A 17,280-nucleotide genomic window follows, 5' to 3' on the forward strand; every position below is an offset into this window, starting at 1 on the left:
GATGCCGGACCACCCAGGAGGCGGAGTTGACCGACGGCAGGCGCGAGCGGCTGGTGCTCACGGACACGGACGCCGGGCTGCCCGTCAGCAGGCCCCCGGCGCGGTTCGAACCCGTGCGTGAGTGGGCGCTGGCGTCCACCGCGCAGCTGCGGACGCTCCGTCACGAGCTGGCGGACGAGATCGGGGCCGGGACCACCGCGGTCCGCCAGGACCTCGAGGCGACGCCGGACAAGCTCGTCCTCATCGCGACCGAGCTCGCCGCCAACGCCCTCACCCACGGCCTGCCCCCGACGATCGTCACGCTGTCCCGCGGGCAGGACCAGTGGCTGATCGACGTCGCCGACCACGACCCCGAGACGGAGCCCGTCTACGCGGGTGCCCGCATCACGGGCGCGGGAGGGCTCGGTCTGCACCTGGCGCGGCAGCTGTCGCTCGAGGTCGGGTGGTACGCGACCGGGCGGACGAAGAACATCTGGGCGACGTTCGCGGTCTGATCGACCGCGGCGCACGACCTCGCCGCGCGGTGCCGGGAACGCGGAACGGCGCAGGACACGGGTGTCCTGCGCCGTTCCGGCGTGGTGGAGCCAAGGGGACTCGAACCCCTAACCCCCTGCTTGCAAAGCAGGTGCGCTACCAATTGCGCCATGGCCCCCGATAGGCCGTCGTCACTCGAAGGTGTCGGTGACCTCGGCCCAGAGGTCCCGCTCGTCACGGTCCTCCGCGTACTTCTGCCAGGCGACGTAACCGATGGCCGCGAGTGCGGCCAGAACCAGGAGCTTCTTCATCGGATCCCCCGTCTCGGGTGGGTGCCGGCAGTCCGCGGTACGACGTGCGCACCGGCAGCGTGGGCCTAACAGGACTTGAACCTGTGACCTCTTCCTTATCAGGGAAGCGCTCTAACCGTCTGAGCTATAGGCCCGTGACACGTCCACCGGATCGACCTCTGGCGGGAGATCAGCACCGGCGGGCGCGACGGTCGAGAGTACCCCAGGCGAGCCGCCGCACCCAAACCGGTGAGCGCCGCACCGCGAGGTGCTCCCTGTGGGTCACTCGTCCGTCATGGTGACGTTCACGCCACCGACGAGCGCCGCCACGATGTTGTAGAGGAACGCACCGATGGTCGCGAGCGCCGTCAGCAGGAAGACGTCGATGACGCCCACGAGCGTGGCGGCCGACACGGTCTTCTCGAACGAGACGAACGCGAGCAGGTCCGGGCTCTCCTGCCCGGCGACCTGCCGGATCAGCCCGTCGAGCTGCGAGAACACCTGCAGGCTGTCGAGCGTGAACCACACCACGACCGCCGCGACGACGATCATGATCCCGATCGCCACCGACAGCAGGAACGCGAGCTTCATGACCGACCACGGGTCGACGCGCGAGACCGCCAGGCGCACACGGCGCGGGCCGGCTCCGACGGTCGGGATGCGCCCCGTCGCAGGGCGCGAGGTCGCCCCGGTCACAGGCGCCGTCGATCGTGGCGCAGGGCGCTGCGTCGTTGCGGCACCGGCTGTCGTCGGCGTCGTGGTCATGTGGTCGTCCTCGGTGCGGGGTCGGGTCAGCTGAGAGTACGCCCTCGAGAGCCCGGAACCCGTGACTCCGGCGGCCTTCTTCAGCCAGACGGTCGTCGCGTCGACCGCTGTGACCAGCGGCGAGGGCGGCTCGTCGTCGTCACCGGCGGGACCGGCGGCCGGCGTCGCGACCCGCGGCGGACGCGGGTCCGACGACTCCTGCCGTGCACGGTCGTCCGTCCGGGGACCGGAGGGCACCGAGCTGCGCCCGGTCGACGACGCGGGGAGCGCGCTGCTGCGCGCGTCGACCGTGTACGTCGGCGGGGCGGCTCCCTCGGCCCCCCCGATCGACGACCACGAGCTGCCGCCCGGCACGTCGTGCTCGGCGGCCTGCACCGAGCCGCCGTGATCGCCGGGGCGAGCGCCGCCGCCCGTCAGGGGTGACGTGGGTCGCTTGCGCGGGGGGATCGAGGGGGGCGTGTCACTCATCAGTCCTCCGCGGGTCGGTCGCCGCTGTCAGGCACCGACCCGTCCGGGTCCGGTACGTCGGTTGCGTCGTGGTTGGCCACGTTCTCGCCCACGGTACCGCCATCGTCCTCGAGGTGTCGTTCGCTGTTCCGGGCGACGGCGATGATCCGGTCACCCGGATCCGGCTTGGCGAAGATCACACCCTGGGTGGTCCGGCCGGTGGCGTTGACCTCCGACGTGGCCGACCGCACGATCTTGCCGCGCTCCATGATGACGAGCACCTCGTCGTCCGGGTCGGTCACGAGGGCACCGACGAGCTCGCCGTTGGCCTCGGGCAGGTTCGCGACCTTGATCCCCAGACCACCACGGCCCTGCTGGCGGTAGTTCTCGACCGTGAGCGCCGTGCGCTTGGCGATGCCGCCCTCGGTGACGGTGAACAGGAACGCGTCCTCGCGGACGACGTCCATCGCCAGCAGGTCGTCGTCGGCACGGAACTTCATGCCCGTGACACCGCTCGTCGCACGGCCCATGGGGCGCATCGCCTCGTCGGAGGCGGTGAACCGCACCGACTGCCCGAGGCGCGAGACCAGGATGACGTCCTGGTCGGAGTCGACCAGGCGCGCGGCGACCAGCTCGTCCGTGCGGCCCTCGTCGTCCTCGCGCAGGTTGATGGCGATGACGCCGCCGCTGCGGTTCGAGTCGTACTCCGTCAGGCGCGTCTTCTTCACCAGCCCGCGCCGGGTGGCCAGCACCAGGTACTCCGCCTGCTCGTAGTCGCGCAGGTCCAGGACCTGGGCGATCCGCTCGCCCGGCTGGAACGCCAGCAGGTTCGCGACGTGCTGACCCTTCGCGTCGCGGCCGGCCTCCGGCAGCTCGTACGCCTTGGCCCGGTACACCCGGCCGAGGTTCGTGAAGAAGAGCAGCCAGCGGTGCGTCGTCGTGACGAAGAAGTGGTCGACCAGGTCGTCCTCGCGCAGCTGGGCACCGCGCACGCCCTTGCCGCCGCGGCGCTGCGCCCGGTACGCGTCGACGCGGGTCCGCTTGGCGTAGCCGCCGCGCGTGATCGTGACGACCACGTCCTCCTCGGCGATGAGGTCCTCGATCGAGACCTCGCCGTCGAACGGCAGGATGTGGGTGCGCCGCTCGTCGCCGAACTTGTCGACGACCGTCGCGAGCTCCTCGCTGACGATCTGCCGCTGCCGCTCGGGGGAGGCGAGGATCGCGTTGAGGGCCGTGATGACGGCCTCGAGCTCGGCGTGCTTGTCGAGGATCTCCTGGCGCTGCAGGGCGGCCAGGCGGCGCAGCTGCAGGTTGAGGATCGCCTGTGCCTGCAGCTCGTCGACGTCGAGGAGCTCCATGAGGCCGTTGCGGGCCTGCTCGGCGTCGGGGGAGCGGCGGATGAGGGCGATGACCTCGTCCAGCGCGTCCAGCGCCTTGAGGTACCCACGGAAGATGTGGATGTCCTCCTCCGCCTTGCGCAGGCGGTAGCGGGTGCGGCGCTGGATGACGTCGATCTGGTGCGACGTCCAGTGGCGGACGAACGCGTCGATGCTCAGCGTGCGCGGCACGCCGTCGACCAGCGCCAGCATGTTGGCGCCGAACGTGTCCTGCAGCTGCGTGTGCTTGTACAGGTTGTTCAGCACGACCTTGGCGACGGCGTCCCGCTTGAGGACGATCACGAGTCGCTGGCCCGCGCGGCCCGAGGTCTCGTCGCGGATGTCCGCGATCCCCTGGACGCGGTTCTCCTTGACGAGGTCCGCGATCTTCTTGGCCAGGGTGTCGGGGTTCACCTGGTACGGCAGCTCGGTGACCACCAGGCACTGCCGGCCCTGGATCTCCTCGACCTCGACCACGGCACGCATCGTGATGGAGCCGCGCCCCGTGCGGTACGCCTCCTCGATGCCACGCCGGCCCAGGATCGTGGCCGCCGTCGGGAAGTCGGGGCCCTTGATCCGGAGCATGAGCGCCTCGAGGAGCTCCTCCTTGGACGCCTCCGGGTGGTCCAGGTGCCACTGCACGCCCGCCGCGACCTCGCGCAGGTTGTGCGGCGGGATGTTGGTCGCCATGCCGACGGCGATGCCGGCCGAGCCGTTGACCAGCAGGTTCGGGAACCGCGAGGGCAGCACGGCGGGCTCCTGCGTGTGCCCGTCGTAGTTGTCCTGGAAGTCGACCGCGTCCTCGTCGATGTCGCGGACCATCTCCATGGCCAGCGGTGCCATCTTGCACTCGGTGTACCGGGGGGCGGCCGCCGGGTCGTCGCCGGGGGAGCCGAAGTTGCCCTGGCCGGACACCAGCGGGTAGCGCAGCGACCAGTCCTGCACCAGGCGGACGAGGGCGTCGTAGATCGCCGTGTCGCCGTGGGGGTGGTACTTGCCCATGACGTCGCCGACGACGCGGCTGCACTTGGAGAACTGCCGGTCGGGGCGGTAGCCGCCGTCGTACATCGCGTACAGCACACGACGGTGCACCGGCTTGAGGCCGTCGCGGACGTCCGGCAGCGCGCGGCCGACGATGACGGCCATCGCGTAGTCCAGGTAGGAGCGCTGCATCTCGAGCTGCAGGTCCACCTGGTCGATGTTGCCGTGCTCGATCTCGCCCGGGGTCTCGGTCACGTGCGGGTCACTCCAGTCGTCGGTGCCAGGTCGGTCGCGTCGCCGGGGTCACCGGCGCCGCGTCAGATGTCGAGGAAGCGGACGTCCTTCGCGTTGCGCTGGATGAACGCGCGACGTGCCTCGACGTCCTCGCCCATCAGCACCGTGAACGTCTCGTCGGCGGCGACGGCCTCGTCCAGCGTCACCTGCAGCAGGGTCCGGTGCTCGGGCGACATGGTCGTCTCCCAGAGCTCCGTGTAGTCCATCTCGCCCAGACCCTTGTACCGCTGGACGGCGTTCTCCTTGGGCAGCCGGCGGTTGTTCGCCCGGCCGTCCGCGATCACGGCGTCCCGCTCGCGGTCGGAGTACACGTAGTCGTGCGGCGCGTTGCTCCACTTGATGCGGTACAGCGGCGGCTGCGCCATGTAGACGAACCCGCCCGTGATGAGCTGCGGCATGTAGCGGAACAGCAGCGTCAGCAGCAGGGTGCGGATGTGCTGGCCGTCGACGTCGGCGTCGGCCATGAGGACGATCTTGTGGTACCTCAGCCGCGAGACGTCGAAGTCCTCACCGATGCCGGTGCCGAACGCGGTGATCAGCGCCTGCACCTCCTGGTTGCCCAGGGCCTTGTCGAGCCGCGCCCGCTCGACGTTGAGGATCTTCCCGCGGATCGGCATGATCGCCTGCGTCCGCGGGTTGCGGCCGCGGACGGCCGAGCCGCCGGCGGAGTCACCCTCGACGATGAAGACCTCGCACTCGGCGGGGTTGTTCGACTGGCAGTCGCGCAGCTTGCCGGGCATCGAGTTGGACTCGAGCAGGCCCTTGCGTCGCGTCGCCTCGCGGGCCTTGCGGGCCGCCATGCGGGCGGCCGCGGCCTGCATGGACTTGCGGATGACGTCCTTGGCCTCGACGGGGTGGGCGTCCAGCCACGCACCGAGCTGGTCGTTGACGACCTGCTGCACGAAGCGCTTGGCGTCGGTGTTGCCGAGCTTGGTCTTGGTCTGCCCCTCGAACTGGGGCTCGCCGAGCTTGACGGAGATGACGGCCGTCAGACCCTCGCGGATGTCGTCACCCGTGAGGTTCTCGTCCTTCTCCTTGAGGATGTTCTTCTCCCGGGCGTACCGGTTCATCAGCGACGTCATCGCCGCCCGGAAGCCCTCCTCGTGGGTGCCGCCCTCGGTCGTGGAGATCGTGTTGGCGAACGTGTGGACCGACTCCGAGTAGGCGGTGGTCCACTGCATCGCGATCTCGACCGCGATCTTGCGGCTCTTGTCCTCGGCCTCGAAGTCGATGACCTCGGGGTGCACGTGGTCGACCTTCTTGGCCGAGTTCAGGTGCGTCACGTAGTCGACCAGGCCGCCGTCGTACCGGTACCTGACCCGACGCACGGGCGTCTCCGCCTGCTCCGCACCGGCCTCGCCGGTGACCTCGTCCTCGGTCCCCGTGTGCGCCGGGCGCTCGTCCGTCAGCGAGATCTGCAGCCCCTTGTTGAGGAACGCGTACTGCTGGAAGCGCGCGCGCAACGTCTCGAAGTCGTAGTCGACGGTCTCGAAGATCGTCGGGTCGGCCCAGAACGTCTGCGACGTGCCCGTCTCGTCCGTCGGCGCGCCCTTGCGCAGGTCACCCACGGGCTTGCCGCCGTCGGCGAAGTCCTGGCTCCAGACGTACCCGTCGCGCTTGACGACCGTCTCGACACGCGACGACAGCGCATTCACGACGGAGATGCCGACGCCGTGCAGACCACCCGACACCGCGTACCCGGCGCCGCCGAACTTGCCGCCCGCGTGCAGGATCGTCATGACGACCTGGACGGTCGGGCGACCCTCGGTCGGGTGGATCGCCACGGGGATGCCACGGCCGTTGTCGGTCACGCGCACGCCGCCGTCGGCGAGGAGGGTGACGTCGATCGTGTCGCAGTAGCCGGCGAGCGCCTCGTCGACGGAGTTGTCGACCACCTCGTAGACGAGGTGGTGCAGGCCACGGGCGCCGGTGGAGCCGATGTACATGCCGGGCCGCTTGCGGACGGCCTCGAGGCCCTCGAGGACGGTGATCGCGCTGGCGTCGTACGTGCCGTCGTCCGTGAGGCGCTCCCGGAACGGCGTCGCCGGCTCCTGCCCCTCGGTGGTCTCGTCCTGCGGGTCGCGAGGGGTGCTCTGGTCGGCCACGGGCAGCGGTTCTCCTCGAGAGCTCGATACGCGCCAGGCGCGTCGTGAGCGGCTGCGAACCGCCGGACAGTCCAGATCACCCCACAGCGGCGGAGTTCTGGGCTCACGAGGGCGCGCAGGCGCCTTTGTTGACCCGTCCAGTCTACCTGGTGGATACCCCATCACGGGCAGGCGCGGCGAGCACCGTCCGTGCAGACGTCGCCGACGTCAGCCGTACGTGTCGCGCGGTCCGCGCCCGGCCACGCGGCGCGGTCCGCGCCCGAACCCGTGCCCTGCCGGTGCGAGCACCTCCACCTGCACGACGACGCCCTCACCGAGCGTCTCGTCGAAGCGCGCCAGCATCGTCGGGGCGAGCAGCCGCAGGTTCGCCGCCCACGCCGTGGAGGACGCGCGCACCGTCAGCAGACCGGACGTGAACGAGACGTACTCGCAGTGCTCCGCGACCTGCGGCCCGACGATCTGGGCCCACCGGTGCACGAGGTCGCCCACCATCAGCCCCGGCTCCCAGCCCAGGTCCCGCGCGAGCAGACCGGCGGACACCGCGAGCGGCTGCGGGTCACGAGGGCCGGCGCCCGCCCCGCTGCTGATCGGCCTGCTGCGGACCACGCCCGGCCGCAGACCGCGGGCCCGCGCCGCCGCCTTCGCACGGGCGAGCGCCGCACGCACCACCTGCTCCGGCGGCGTGAGCGCGACCAGCTCGGACACCGGCACACCGTCCGGGACGGCCGTCGGCGCCGGCAGGAGCGTGTCGGCGTCTGCCGGGTCGTGCTGCGGCGTCGCGGACCGGTGACCGTCGACGGGCGAGCGCGAGCCCGCGGGGGAGGGCTCGGCGCCACGTGCGCGCCTAGAGGACACGCGCCACCTCCCCACCCATGACGTCGACGCGCGCTCCGGCCAGCGGCTCGGGGACGTCCTGCGGCACGGCCGCCGTCACCAGCACCTGCCGGGCACCCGCGACGAGCTGCGCGAGCCGCTCGCGACGGCGCGTGTCCAGCTCGGCGAAGACGTCGTCGAGGATGAGGACCGGCTCGCCGTCGGGCCCCCAGTCCGCCGACCACGCGCCCGCGTCGTCGACGCCGTGCGTGAGCAGCGCGTACGACGCGAGCCGCAGCGCGAGCGCGACCGACCACGACTCGCCGTGGCTCGCGTACCCCTTGGCCGGCAGGTCGCCGAGCTGGAGCACGAGGTCGTCGCGGTGCGGCCCCACGAGGCACACGCCCCGCTCGATCTCCTTGCCGCGCAGCCGGCCCATCGCGTCGAGCAGACGCGCCTCGACGAGCTCGACGCCCGCGTCAGGGGCCGACCCCGCGTGGTCGTCCGGGGTCTGGCCCAGCGCGGTGTCGAGCGACGAGCGGTACGTCAGGACCAGGTCACCCTGCCCCGCGCTGACCTGCTCGTACGCGTGCGCGGCACGGGGGCGCAGCGCGGCGACCAGCGCCTGGCGCGCGACGACGACCTGTGCCCCCGTCTGCGCGAGCTTGGCGTCCCACACGTCGAGCGTGCGCAGGTCGGCGCCCGCGCGTGCACGGGTCGCGGCCCCCGCGGACTTCAGCAGCGCCGACCGCTGCCGCAGGACGCGCTCGTAGTCGCCCAGCACCCCGGCGATCCGGGGCGTCAGCTGCACGAGGAGGTCGTCGAGGAACCGTCGCCTGCCGTCCGGGTCGCCCTTGACGAGCGCCAGGTCCTCGGGAGCGAACAGCACGGTCCGCAGGATGCCCAGCACGTCGCGCGCGCGGCCGGGGGAGCCGCCGTTGATGCGCGACCTGTTGGCCTTGCCCGGCGTGATCTCGACCTCGACGAGCGTGGCCCGCTCCTCGCGCACCACCTTGGCGCGCACCACGGCGCGGCTCGTGCCCGCCCGCACCAGGGCGGCGTCCGACGGCACGCGGTGGCTGCCGAGCGTCGCGATGTAGCCGACCGCCTCGACGAGGTTCGTCTTGCCCTGCCCGTTGGGCCCGACGAGCGCGGTGATGCCCGGCTCGAGCGGGAGCTCGACCTGCGGGTACGACCGGAAGTCGGTGAGGGACAGGTGCGCGACGTACACGCGACTCAGGCCTCCGAGGTGGGCGGCGCCGACGGTGTGACGGTCTCCCCGCCGGCGGCGCGCACGGCGTGCCCACCGAACTGCTGGCGCAGCGCCGCGACGGCCTTCATCGCGGGGGACTCACCCTGGCGTGAGGCGAACCGTGCGAAGAGGGCGGCGGAGATGACGGGCGCCGGGACGGCGAGGTCGATCGCCTCGTCGACGGTCCAGCGGCCCTCGCCCGAGTCCTCGACCCAGTCGTCGATCGCCCCGAACTTGGGGTCCTCGGACAGCGCCTGGACCAGCAGGTCCAGCAGCCACGAGCGCACGACGGTCCCGTTGGTCCACGCGCGCATCGTCGCGGGCACGTCCGTGACCAGGTCCTTCGCCGCGAGGAGCTCGTAGCCCTCGGCGTACGCCTGCATCAGGCCGTACTCGATGCCGTTGTGGACCATCTTGGCGTAGTGCCCCGCGCCGACGGGACCGGCGTGGACGAAGCCGTCCGCACGCTCGCCCGGGGGACGCAGCGCGTCGAAGACGGGCATCGCCCGCTCGACGTCCTGCGGAGCGCCGCCCACCATCAGGCCGTAGCCGTTCTCGAGGCCCCAGATGCCGCCGGAGACCCCGGCGTCGATGAAGCCGACGCCGTGCTCGGCGAGCAGGGCCCCGTGGGGCTCGTCGTCCTGGTAGTAGGAGTTGCCGCCGTCGATGACCAGGTCGCCCGGCGCCAGGAGGCCTGCGAGGTCCTGGATCACCGCGTCGGTGATCGGCCCGGACGGCACCATGACCCACACGACACGCTCACCCGCGGGGAGCGCGTCGACCAGTGCCTCCAGCGAGGGCACGTCGGTCACGTCGGGGTTGCGGTCGAAGCCGGTGACCTCGATGCCTGCGTCCCGGATCCGCTGGCGCATGTTCGCACCCATCTTGCCCAGGCCCACCAGACCGATGTGCATCGTCTTGCCCCTCTCCGCTGCGCGTCGTGGTCCGTTCCCGACCACCGTCCCGGCCACTGTGCCGTACCCGGGGCACGGACGCGCGTGCCGCCCGTCAGCTCGCGAAGCGGATCGGCACCAGCAGGTAGCGGTAGTCCTTGAGGTCGTCGCCCTCGAGCGACTCCTGACCGGTGAACTCGACGGGCTTGTTCGGGTGCGTGAACGACATCCGGACGAACGTCGTGTCGATCGCGCCCAGGCCGTCGGCCAGGAAGTGCGGGTTGAACGCCACCGAGATGTCCTCGCCCGCGAGCACCGCCTCCAGGGCCTCGGACGCCTGCGCGTCGTCGCCCTGGCCCGCGTCGAGCACGACCTGGCCCTCGCTGAAGCTCAACCGGATCGGCGTGTTGCGCTCGGCGACGAGCGCCACGCGCTTGGCGGCCTCGGCCAGCGCCTGCCGGTTCACGATGGCGTGGATCGGGGTGTCGTCGGGGAACAGCCGGCGCACCGGCGGGTAGTCGCCGTCGACCAGCAGGCTCGTCGTCTGACGACCGGCGGCCTCGAAGCCGATGAGGTCGATCCCGCCGCCGGTGGACAGCGCGACCGACACCGAGCCGGAGCCGCCCAGCGACTTCGCCGCGTCGGAGAGGGTGCGGGCGCGCACGAGCGCGACCGCCTCCACGCCGGGGTTCGCGGGCTTCCACGTCATCTCGCGCAGCGCGAGGCGGTAGCGGTCGGTAGCCAGCAGCGTGACGCGCTCGCCCTCGATCTCGACGCGCACGCCGGTGAGCAGCGGCAGGGTGTCGTCGCGGCTCGCCGCGACGGAGACCTGTGCGACGGCGTGCGTGAGCTCGTCGCCGTCGACCGTGCCGGTGACCTCGGGCATGACCGGCAGGCTCGGGTAGTCCTCGACCGGCATGGTCAGCAGCGTGAAGCGGCTCGCCCCGCACGTGACCTGCACCTTCGTCCCGTCCAGGACGACATCGACGGGCTTGGCCGGCAGTGCGCGCGAGATCTCGGCGAGGAGTCGTCCCGAGACCAGGACGGTGCCCGGCTCGCTGACGTCCGCCGGCAGCTGGGCCCGTGCCGAGACCTCGTAGTCGAAGCTCGAGAGCTGGACCGTGCCGGTGGTGTCGGCCTCGATGCGCACTCCTGCCAGGACGGGCACGGGAGGCCGCGTCGGCAGGCTGCGTGCCGTCCACGTGACGGCATCGGCGAGCACGTCACGGTCGACGCGGAACCTCATGCATCACCTTCTCGTCGTCCGGCCCTGGTGCCCTCGTCGGTGCGGGCGTTCGCGAGCACGTCGAGGCACGTCAGCGAGCGCTGGCGGGTCTGCCCGAAGACTACGCGACGGGCCCGACAGCGGTACACACCACCGCACCTGCTTTCGCACCGGTGGCGCGGGAGCCGAGGCGTCGCACCGCCGGGCCCAACGTCGGTGTGTGGATCTCTGCATGATGGATGGTTCGTCGTCGTCATCGGGGCTGTTGATGATGGGGACAACCGGTCCGTGTGCAGGTCACGAGGCGTGTCGTCCTGTGCGGGAGGTGGGGACGCCACGCCGGTGGACCGGTGGACGGAGGTGGACGGTGCGAGCGGTGTTCTTCGTCGTCCACCGATGACCACCTCTCCGTCCACAGTGTTCGTGCGTGTCGTCCACCGCCGTCCACAGGTCTGTGCACAGGTGTGCACATTCGTCCCATGCATGTTTCACCCGGTCCAGTAGATGTGGATACACGGTGGTTCTGGGGGTTGAGGACGTTTGGTCGTGACCTGCTGGCGTCCACCGGGAGCCTCGCGCAGGGCGTGCCGATGCCGCTCGAGGGTGCGTATCAGCGCGCGTTCGAGGGCATCAGTGCAGGTCAGCGGCGTGGCGCACGCCCCATCACACCTGCGACCGATGTCCGGTTGGTCCGCTTGGGTGAAGGAGTTCACAAGTGTCCCCAGGCGGTGGGCAAACCTGTGGATAACTTGGGGAGGGGTGAGATCTCGCGGTCAGGGCCGGCGCTGGGTCGGACGTGGCGGGCCATGTCATCACGATCACCTCGACCGCCAGGACCATCGGTGGAGGGCTCTGCCCGGCCCTGAGGGCCTCGGCATCCACGCGCGAGGGCTGTTGGAGTCGCCTGCCAGGCCGCGTCGCCCGACGGGAACGGGACCACCGTCCGCGGGCAGCAGGCGCACCGTTGCTCGCCCAGGTCGACGCCCGCGGGCCTGTCGTCCACGACGAGCACCGACGGGGGCCGAGAGTGGTCGGCCTCAGCCCCGGTGCTGCTGCTTGATGCGGTTCGTCAGCTCGGTGACCTGGTTGTAGATCGAGCGGCGCTCGGCCATCAGCTCACGGATCTTGCGGTTCGCGTGCATGACCGTCGTGTGGTCACGTCCACCGAACGCCTGCCCGATTTTCGGCAGCGAGAGGTCCGTCAGCTCGCGACACAGGTACATGGCGATCTGGCGGGCGGTGACCAGCACGCGGGAGCGGCTCGAGCCGCACAGGTCCTCGATCGACAGCCCGAAGTACGCAGCGGTCTGCCCGATGACGGTCGTCGAGGTGATCTCCTGCGTCTGGTCGTCCGTGATCAGGTCCTTGAGCACGATCTCGGCCAAGGACACGTCGACGAGCTGCCGGTTGAGGTTCGCGAACGCCGTGACGCGGATCAGCGCACCCTCGAGCTCGCGGATGTTGGTCGAGATCCGCGACGCGATGTACTCCAGGACGTCGTCCGGGGCCTGCAGGCGCTCGCTCGCGGCCTTCTTGCGCAGGATCGCGATCCGCGTCTCGAGGTCCGGCGGCTGGACGTCGGTGATGAGGCCCCACTCGAAGCGCGAGCGCATCCGGTCCTCGAACCCGTTGAGCTGCTTGGGCGGGACGTCGGAGGTGATGACGACCTGCTTGCTCGCGTTGTGGAGCGTGTTGAACGTGTGGAAGAACTCCTCCATCGTCTGTTCCTTGCCCTGCAGGAACTGGATGTCGTCGATGAGCAGGACGTCGACCTCGCGGTAGCGCCGCTGGAAGGCGCCCGCCTTGCCCTCGCCGATGGAGTTGATGAAGTCGTTGGTGAACTCCTCGGAGTTCACGTACCGCACGCGGACGGTGGGGTACAGGTTCTGCGCGTAGTGCCCGATGGCGTGGAGCAGGTGGGTCTTGCCCAGCCCGGAGTCGCCGTAGATGAAGAGGGGGTTGTACGCCTTGGCCGGAGCCTCCGCCACGGCGACCGCGGCCGCGTGGGCGAACCGGTTGGACGAGCCGATGACGAAGGTCTCGAACAGGTACTTGGGGTTGAGCCGTGCGGGCTCCGACAGGCCGCGCCGGGGGGCAGGGGCGTCGTACGAGGACCCGTCGACGGCGCGCAGCGGCGTGCGCGACTCCGCGCGGTGCTCTCCGTGCGGCGCCTCGTCGTCGGTCGGCGGCGCGTCGGACGAGTGGTCGCGCAGGAAGCCCGGGTGGGACGTCACGAGAGCCAGGTCCGGACGCTGCTCGCCGTTGCGCTCGTAGGGCGCGGGCGCGGTGGGGGAGGGAGGCACGACACGCAGCGCCGGCGGCACGTCGTCCGCGACCTCGGCGTCGACGGTGATGGCGAAGCGCGCCTCACGGCCGAGGGCCTCGGTCAGGGCCTGCGTCACCTCGGCACGCACCCGCGTCTCGAGGTACTCCTTGGTCAGGTCGTTGCCGACGGCGAGGAGCATGGTGCCGTCCAGGAGCCCCAGGGGGTGCGCCAGACGCACGAACGCGAGCTGCCGCGGAGTGATGTCCGGACTCGCCTCGAGGCTCGTGACGACGTGGCCCCAGACGCGGGTCGGCTCTTCGTCCTGTGACAACGTCTACCTCGATGATCGGGTCGTGCGGGCTGGCTGAGTGTGGCACGGGCAACTGTCGTCCACATAGTTGTCCACACCTGTGAGCGCGCGTGACGAGGAACTCGTCCGATGAGCTGTCGCCGCGCGGCGAGGGCTTCCTGACGCCGGCTCCGACCACGTTCCCACGCTGGTGGCGTGCGGCGTGGCACGACCCGTCGCCGCGGTCGAGCCGCACGACGAACCGATGCTAACGGGGACGCGGGCACGGCGTCAGCACGCGACCGGGTGAGAGATGGGGCCTGATCGGCGTGTCTCGTGTCCCTGCCGGATCATCTACGGTAAGCGCCAGGGCGGCGTGCCGGGTGACGCGGTGTGTCGCAGAGCCCGGACCGCATTTGACCGGGTCGAGGGCAGGAGCGTAGCGTGGTCCAGCCTTTCAACGGCTCCGTCCGGCGCGCCCTGACGCCGACGTACGCGTCACCGCGTGCGTTCCCTGGAGCTGTCGGACCCGGCACCAGGACCTGGTCGCGCGACTGCGTGCGATCGCTACGACAAACGTGTGGAGAACGTCGTGACCAAGCGCACCTTCCAGCCGAACAACCGGCGCCGGGCCAAGACCCACGGCTTCCGTCTGCGCATGCGCACGCGTGCCGGTCGCGCCATCCTCGCGGCGCGCCGCCGCAAGGGGCGCACCGAGCTCTCGGCCTGACGCACGTCCCGGTGCTCCCCGCAACGCACCGGATGCGCCGCTCTGCCGACTTCCAGCAGACGGTGCGCCGGGGCGCGCGTGGGGGCCGCGACACGCTCGTCGTGCACCTCGCGACCATGACCGACCCCGGCTCGCCGGCGGTCGGTCTCGTCGTGTCCAAGGCCGTGGGCAACGCCGTGACCCGTAACCGGGTCAAGCGGCGCCTGCGTGCTCTGGTGGCCGCTCGCCTCGGCGAGCTGCCGGACGGTGCACTGCTCGTCGTGCGGGCGCAGCCGGCAGCCGCTGGGGCGTCGTCCGCCGACCTCGGCCGCGACCTCGACGGAGCTGTCGCAACGGCGTGCCGCCGTCACACCCGACGGCTCGACGGCTAGGTGCGGCGATGACGTGGGGGACGTTGTGGCGGACGGTGAGACGCGTGCCGACGTCCGCCCTCCTGGGGCTGCTCTGGCTGTACCAGCGGCTGATCTCGCCGCTGACGCCCGCGACCTGCCGCTTCTACCCGTCCTGCTCGCAGTACGCAGTGATCGCGGTGCGTCGTCACGGCGCGCTGCGCGGGGTCTGGCTCGCCGTCCGGCGGCTCGCCCGCTGCCACCCCTGGAACCCCGGTGGCGTCGACGACGTTCCTCCAGCACGCTCCACGCACCACTCGCACGACGCGGCGACTGCCGCGCACTGACGCTCGCAAGGAGCACTGCTTCATGGACTGGATGGACGGCCTGCTGTTCCCGCTGATGGTCGCGGTCGCCTGGATCATGGTCCGCTTCCACGATCTGCTGACGTGGGTCGGCCTCGACCCGGCCAGCGGTGCGGCGTGGGCCCTGTCGATCATCGGACTGGTGATCGTCATGCGGATCCTGCTGATCCCGCTGTTCTTCAAGCAGATCAAGGCGTCACGCGGCATGCAGCTGGTGCAGCCCGAGATGCAGGCGCTGCAGAAGAAGTACAAGGGCAAGAGCGACCCGGCATCTCGCGAGGCGATGAGCCGCGAGATGATGGAGCTCTACAAGAAGCACGGGACCAACCCGTTCGCGTCCTGCCTGCCGATCCTGCTGCAGTCGCCCATCTTCTTCGCACTCTTCCGTGTCCTCTACTCGCTGCCGCAGCTGGCGTCCGGGACGTACGACAGGGCTGACGCGATCGGCCCGATGACCGCCGAGCTCGCGGCGCAGGCAGAGACGGCGACGATCTGGGGTGCGCCCCTCTCCGGGACGTTCCTCCAGGCGGACGGCAACTGGCACATCCAGCTCGTCACGGTGGTCCTCATCGTCGCGATGTCGGTGACGACGTTCACCACGCAGCGTCAGCTCACGATGAAGAACATGCCGCCGGCGGCCCTCCAGGGCCCCATGGCGCAGCAGCAGAAGATCCTGCTCTACATGCTCCCGCTGATCTTCGCGTTCTCGGGTGTCAACTTCCCGATCGGTGTCCTGCTGTACTGGACGACGACCAACCTGTGGTCGATGGGCCAGCAGTTCTACACGATCCGCCGGATGCCCGCGCCGGGATCTGAGGCCGAGAAGGCGTTCAAGGCGCGTCAGGCACGCAAGGCCGCCGCGCGCGGCCAGGCGGTCGAGGACGCGGCGCCGACCGTGGTGATCGAGGAGAAGCCGCGGGGACAGCGTCAGCAGCCCAAGCGCAAGGACCGGGCCAAGGCGCGGCCGGGTCAGGTAGCCGGGACGGCGGACACCCCCGATGGCGCCACCGACGACGCACCGGTGCAGGACGCCGTGGCGGACGCACCTGTGGCGGACCAGCCGGCCGGCACGGCCCCCAAGAAGAAGAAGCGCAAGGGCTCACCGTCGACCCCGACCGACGGCCCCGCAGGAACCTGACGACCACCGCCGTGCCCGTCCGACGTGGGGCGGTGCGGTAGCGACTTCGCTGAACGGAGAAGACATGGCTACTTCCGACCCGGGCACAGCTGTAGACGGCGACCTCGTGACGCGCCTCGAGGAGGAGGGCGAGATCGCGGCGGACTACCTCGAGGAGTTCCTCGACATCGCGGACCTCGACGGCGACATCGACATCGATGTCGACCACGGTCGCGCGGCGGTGGAGATCGTGGCGGAGGACGCCGGCGACGACTCGCTGCGTCGTCTCGTCGGCCAGGACGGCCAGGTGCTGGACGCCCTGCAGGAGCTCACGCGCCTCGCGGTCCAGACGAAGACAGGGGAGCGCAGCCGTCTCATGCTCGACGTCGCGGGCTTCCGTGCGGCGCGGCGCAAGGAGCTCGTCGGGATCGCGGCCGAGGCGATCGAGCGGGTCAAGACCGGGGAGGCGGCGGTGACGCTCGCCCCCATGAACCCGTTCGAGCGCAAGGTCGTGCACGACACGGTCGCCGAGGCCGGGCTCGTCAGCGACTCCGAGGGTGTCGAGCCCGATCGGCGCGTGGTGATCCGCGCCGTGTGAGTCCGAGGTTGATGGCAGCGAACGACTGCACAGAGGGCGGGTGGCGGGAGCTGCCCGCCCTCTGTCGTTCCGGTGGCTGACGCGCGGTCACGTCGCGGCTCCCGCGGCCTGTTTCACGTGGAACGGCCCACCGAGGGCACCGGCCCTCTGGCCGTGTGCAGGCGCACGTCGGCGGTTCGTGCGCCGCCGCCGCGGTCTGTTGCGCGCTTGTGCGCCGGGCTCCCGATGTCCACCCCGCGCGGTCTGCGACTTCCGGGGTCCGCGGTGCGGCGCAGGCGGGGTGCGGCGGGGTGCCAGCGGCCGGCTCGGGTTCGCGCGGGCGTCGGTGTGGCTGTTCGCTGTGGCGCGCGGTGCGTGTCGCGTCCGATCCGCGTGGCAGGACGTGGAAGAGAGCTGGCACGCGGATCGCTCGACTACGTGCTGAGAGAGCGGCGATGGGACAACGGCATGGACGTCCAGGTCCCGTGGGGCTATCAGGCGGTGACACACCCACGTTGCCGGCAAAGAGCGACTGAGGTGGGGCGCACGTCGAGACTCGTGCAGGCGCACGTGGACGTTCGTGCAGCAGGGGCCGGGGCTGTTTCACGTGGAACCGTGCGGTGGTGGAGGGCGGTGATCGTGTTGCTAGCGATCGAATCGGTCGCGTGCCGTCGCGCAACCGGGTGCGGCGG

Annotated in this window: 16 protein-coding genes and 2 tRNA genes; 7 read left to right on the forward strand and 11 right to left on the reverse strand. The window is 70.9% G+C overall.

Annotated features, from left to right (window positions below; genetic code table 11):
• The first annotated feature begins 26 nt into the window (after positions 1-26).
• The gene (locus tag IR158_RS10035) at positions 27-494 is read left to right on the forward strand and encodes an ATP-binding protein (RefSeq protein ID WP_291812567.1); all 468 of its coding nucleotides are present in this window, start codon (positions 27-29) and stop codon (positions 492-494) included.
• An 82-nt stretch (positions 495-576) separates the two neighbouring features.
• Here the strand turns inward: IR158_RS10035 and IR158_RS10040 are convergent.
• The 4 genes from IR158_RS10040 to IR158_RS10055 all read right to left on the reverse strand — a co-directional run bounded on the left by IR158_RS10040 (position 577) and on the right by IR158_RS10055 (position 1,460).
• Positions 577-652, reverse strand: a tRNA-Ala gene (locus IR158_RS10040).
• A gap of 13 nt (positions 653-665) precedes the next feature.
• A complete protein-coding gene (locus IR158_RS10045) occupies positions 666-785 on the reverse strand; it encodes a DLW-39 family protein (protein WP_291812569.1) in 120 nt (39 codons plus the stop codon).
• 60 nt (positions 786-845) lie between these two features.
• Positions 846-919, reverse strand: a tRNA-Ile gene (locus tag IR158_RS10050).
• A gap of 127 nt (positions 920-1,046) precedes the next feature.
• Positions 1,047-1,460 carry a DUF3566 domain-containing protein gene (locus IR158_RS10055; RefSeq protein ID WP_291812571.1) on the reverse strand — a complete coding sequence of 138 codons (414 nt, stop codon included), beginning with the start codon at positions 1,458-1,460 and terminating at the stop codon, positions 1,047-1,049.
• A 130-nt stretch (positions 1,461-1,590) separates the two neighbouring features.
• Between IR158_RS10055 and IR158_RS10060 the strand changes: the two genes are divergently transcribed.
• Positions 1,591-1,917 carry a hypothetical protein gene (locus IR158_RS10060; RefSeq protein ID WP_291812573.1) on the forward strand — a complete coding sequence of 109 codons (327 nt, stop codon included), beginning with the start codon at positions 1,591-1,593 and terminating at the stop codon, positions 1,915-1,917.
• A gap of 79 nt (positions 1,918-1,996) precedes the next feature.
• Here IR158_RS10060 and gyrA read toward each other — a convergent pair whose 3' ends face one another.
• The 7 genes from gyrA to dnaA form a co-directional block, all read right to left on the reverse strand.
• Positions 1,997-4,588: a DNA gyrase subunit A gene (gyrA, locus tag IR158_RS10065; RefSeq protein ID WP_291812574.1), complete on the reverse strand. Its 2,592-nt coding sequence runs from the start codon at positions 4,586-4,588 to the stop codon at positions 1,997-1,999.
• 62 nt (positions 4,589-4,650) lie between these two features.
• Positions 4,651-6,732, reverse strand: coding sequence for a DNA topoisomerase (ATP-hydrolyzing) subunit B (gene gyrB / locus IR158_RS10070; protein ID WP_291812575.1), 2,082 nt, complete (start codon positions 6,730-6,732; stop codon positions 4,651-4,653).
• Between the two features lie 207 nt (positions 6,733-6,939).
• The gene (locus IR158_RS10075; RefSeq protein WP_291812576.1) at positions 6,940-7,587 is read right to left on the reverse strand and encodes a DciA family protein; all 648 of its coding nucleotides are present in this window, start codon (positions 7,585-7,587) and stop codon (positions 6,940-6,942) included.
• The gene (recF, locus tag IR158_RS10080; RefSeq protein WP_291812577.1) at positions 7,577-8,776 is read right to left on the reverse strand and encodes a DNA replication/repair protein RecF; all 1,200 of its coding nucleotides are present in this window, start codon (positions 8,774-8,776) and stop codon (positions 7,577-7,579) included. Before recF ends, IR158_RS10075 begins: the two co-directional genes overlap by 11 nt.
• 5 nt (positions 8,777-8,781) lie before the next feature.
• Positions 8,782-9,711: a phosphogluconate dehydrogenase (NAD(+)-dependent, decarboxylating) gene (gene gnd / locus IR158_RS10085; RefSeq protein WP_291812578.1), complete on the reverse strand. Its 930-nt coding sequence runs from the start codon at positions 9,709-9,711 to the stop codon at positions 8,782-8,784.
• 94 nt (positions 9,712-9,805) lie between these two features.
• Positions 9,806-10,936, reverse strand: coding sequence for a DNA polymerase III subunit beta (gene dnaN, locus IR158_RS10090; RefSeq protein WP_291812579.1), 1,131 nt, complete (start codon positions 10,934-10,936; stop codon positions 9,806-9,808).
• Between the two features lie 1,016 nt (positions 10,937-11,952).
• Positions 11,953-13,512, reverse strand: a complete 1,560-nt coding sequence (gene dnaA, locus IR158_RS10095; protein ID WP_291812580.1) for a chromosomal replication initiator protein DnaA — start codon at positions 13,510-13,512, stop codon at positions 11,953-11,955.
• 550 nt (positions 13,513-14,062) lie between these two features.
• Here dnaA and rpmH point away from each other — a divergent pair.
• The 5 genes from rpmH (at position 14,063) to IR158_RS10120 (ending at position 16,609) form a co-directional block, all read left to right on the forward strand.
• A complete protein-coding gene (gene rpmH, locus IR158_RS10100; protein WP_191783193.1) occupies positions 14,063-14,200 on the forward strand; it encodes a 50S ribosomal protein L34 in 138 nt (45 codons plus the stop codon).
• A gap of 11 nt (positions 14,201-14,211) precedes the next feature.
• On the forward strand, positions 14,212-14,571 hold the full coding sequence (gene rnpA, locus IR158_RS10105; RefSeq protein ID WP_291812581.1) for a ribonuclease P protein component: 360 nt from the start codon (positions 14,212-14,214) through the stop codon (positions 14,569-14,571).
• 8 nt (positions 14,572-14,579) lie between these two features.
• Complete coding sequence (yidD, locus tag IR158_RS10110) at positions 14,580-14,876, forward strand: membrane protein insertion efficiency factor YidD (protein ID WP_291812582.1); 297 nt, start codon at positions 14,580-14,582, stop codon at positions 14,874-14,876.
• A gap of 22 nt (positions 14,877-14,898) precedes the next feature.
• On the forward strand, positions 14,899-16,032 hold the full coding sequence (gene yidC, locus IR158_RS10115) for a membrane protein insertase YidC (RefSeq protein ID WP_291812583.1): 1,134 nt from the start codon (positions 14,899-14,901) through the stop codon (positions 16,030-16,032).
• A 64-nt stretch (positions 16,033-16,096) separates the two neighbouring features.
• Complete coding sequence (locus IR158_RS10120) at positions 16,097-16,609, forward strand: R3H domain-containing nucleic acid-binding protein (protein ID WP_291812584.1); 513 nt, start codon at positions 16,097-16,099, stop codon at positions 16,607-16,609.
• Positions 16,610-17,280: the final 671 nt, after the last annotated feature.

This window comes from Cellulomonas sp., assembly GCF_015234515.1.
Classification (GTDB): Bacteria; Actinomycetota; Actinomycetes; order Actinomycetales; family Cellulomonadaceae; genus Cellulomonas.

Excerpts from the sequence above, each read along its gene's own strand:
- dnaN (WP_291812579.1), bottom strand. The coding sequence starts at position 10,936 with ATGAGGTTCCGCGTCGACCGTGACGTGCTCGCCGATGCCGTCACGTGG.
- yidD (WP_291812582.1), top strand. The coding sequence starts at position 14,580 with ATGACGTGGGGGACGTTGTGGCGGACGGTGAGACGCGTGCCGACGTCC.
- yidC (WP_291812583.1), top strand. The coding sequence starts at position 14,899 with ATGGACTGGATGGACGGCCTGCTGTTCCCGCTGATGGTCGCGGTCGCC.
- gnd (WP_291812578.1), bottom strand. The coding sequence starts at position 9,711 with ATGCACATCGGTCTGGTGGGCCTGGGCAAGATGGGTGCGAACATGCGC.
- IR158_RS10120 (WP_291812584.1), top strand. The coding sequence starts at position 16,097 with ATGGCTACTTCCGACCCGGGCACAGCTGTAGACGGCGACCTCGTGACG.
- IR158_RS10045 (WP_291812569.1), bottom strand. The coding sequence starts at position 785 with ATGAAGAAGCTCCTGGTTCTGGCCGCACTCGCGGCCATCGGTTACGTC.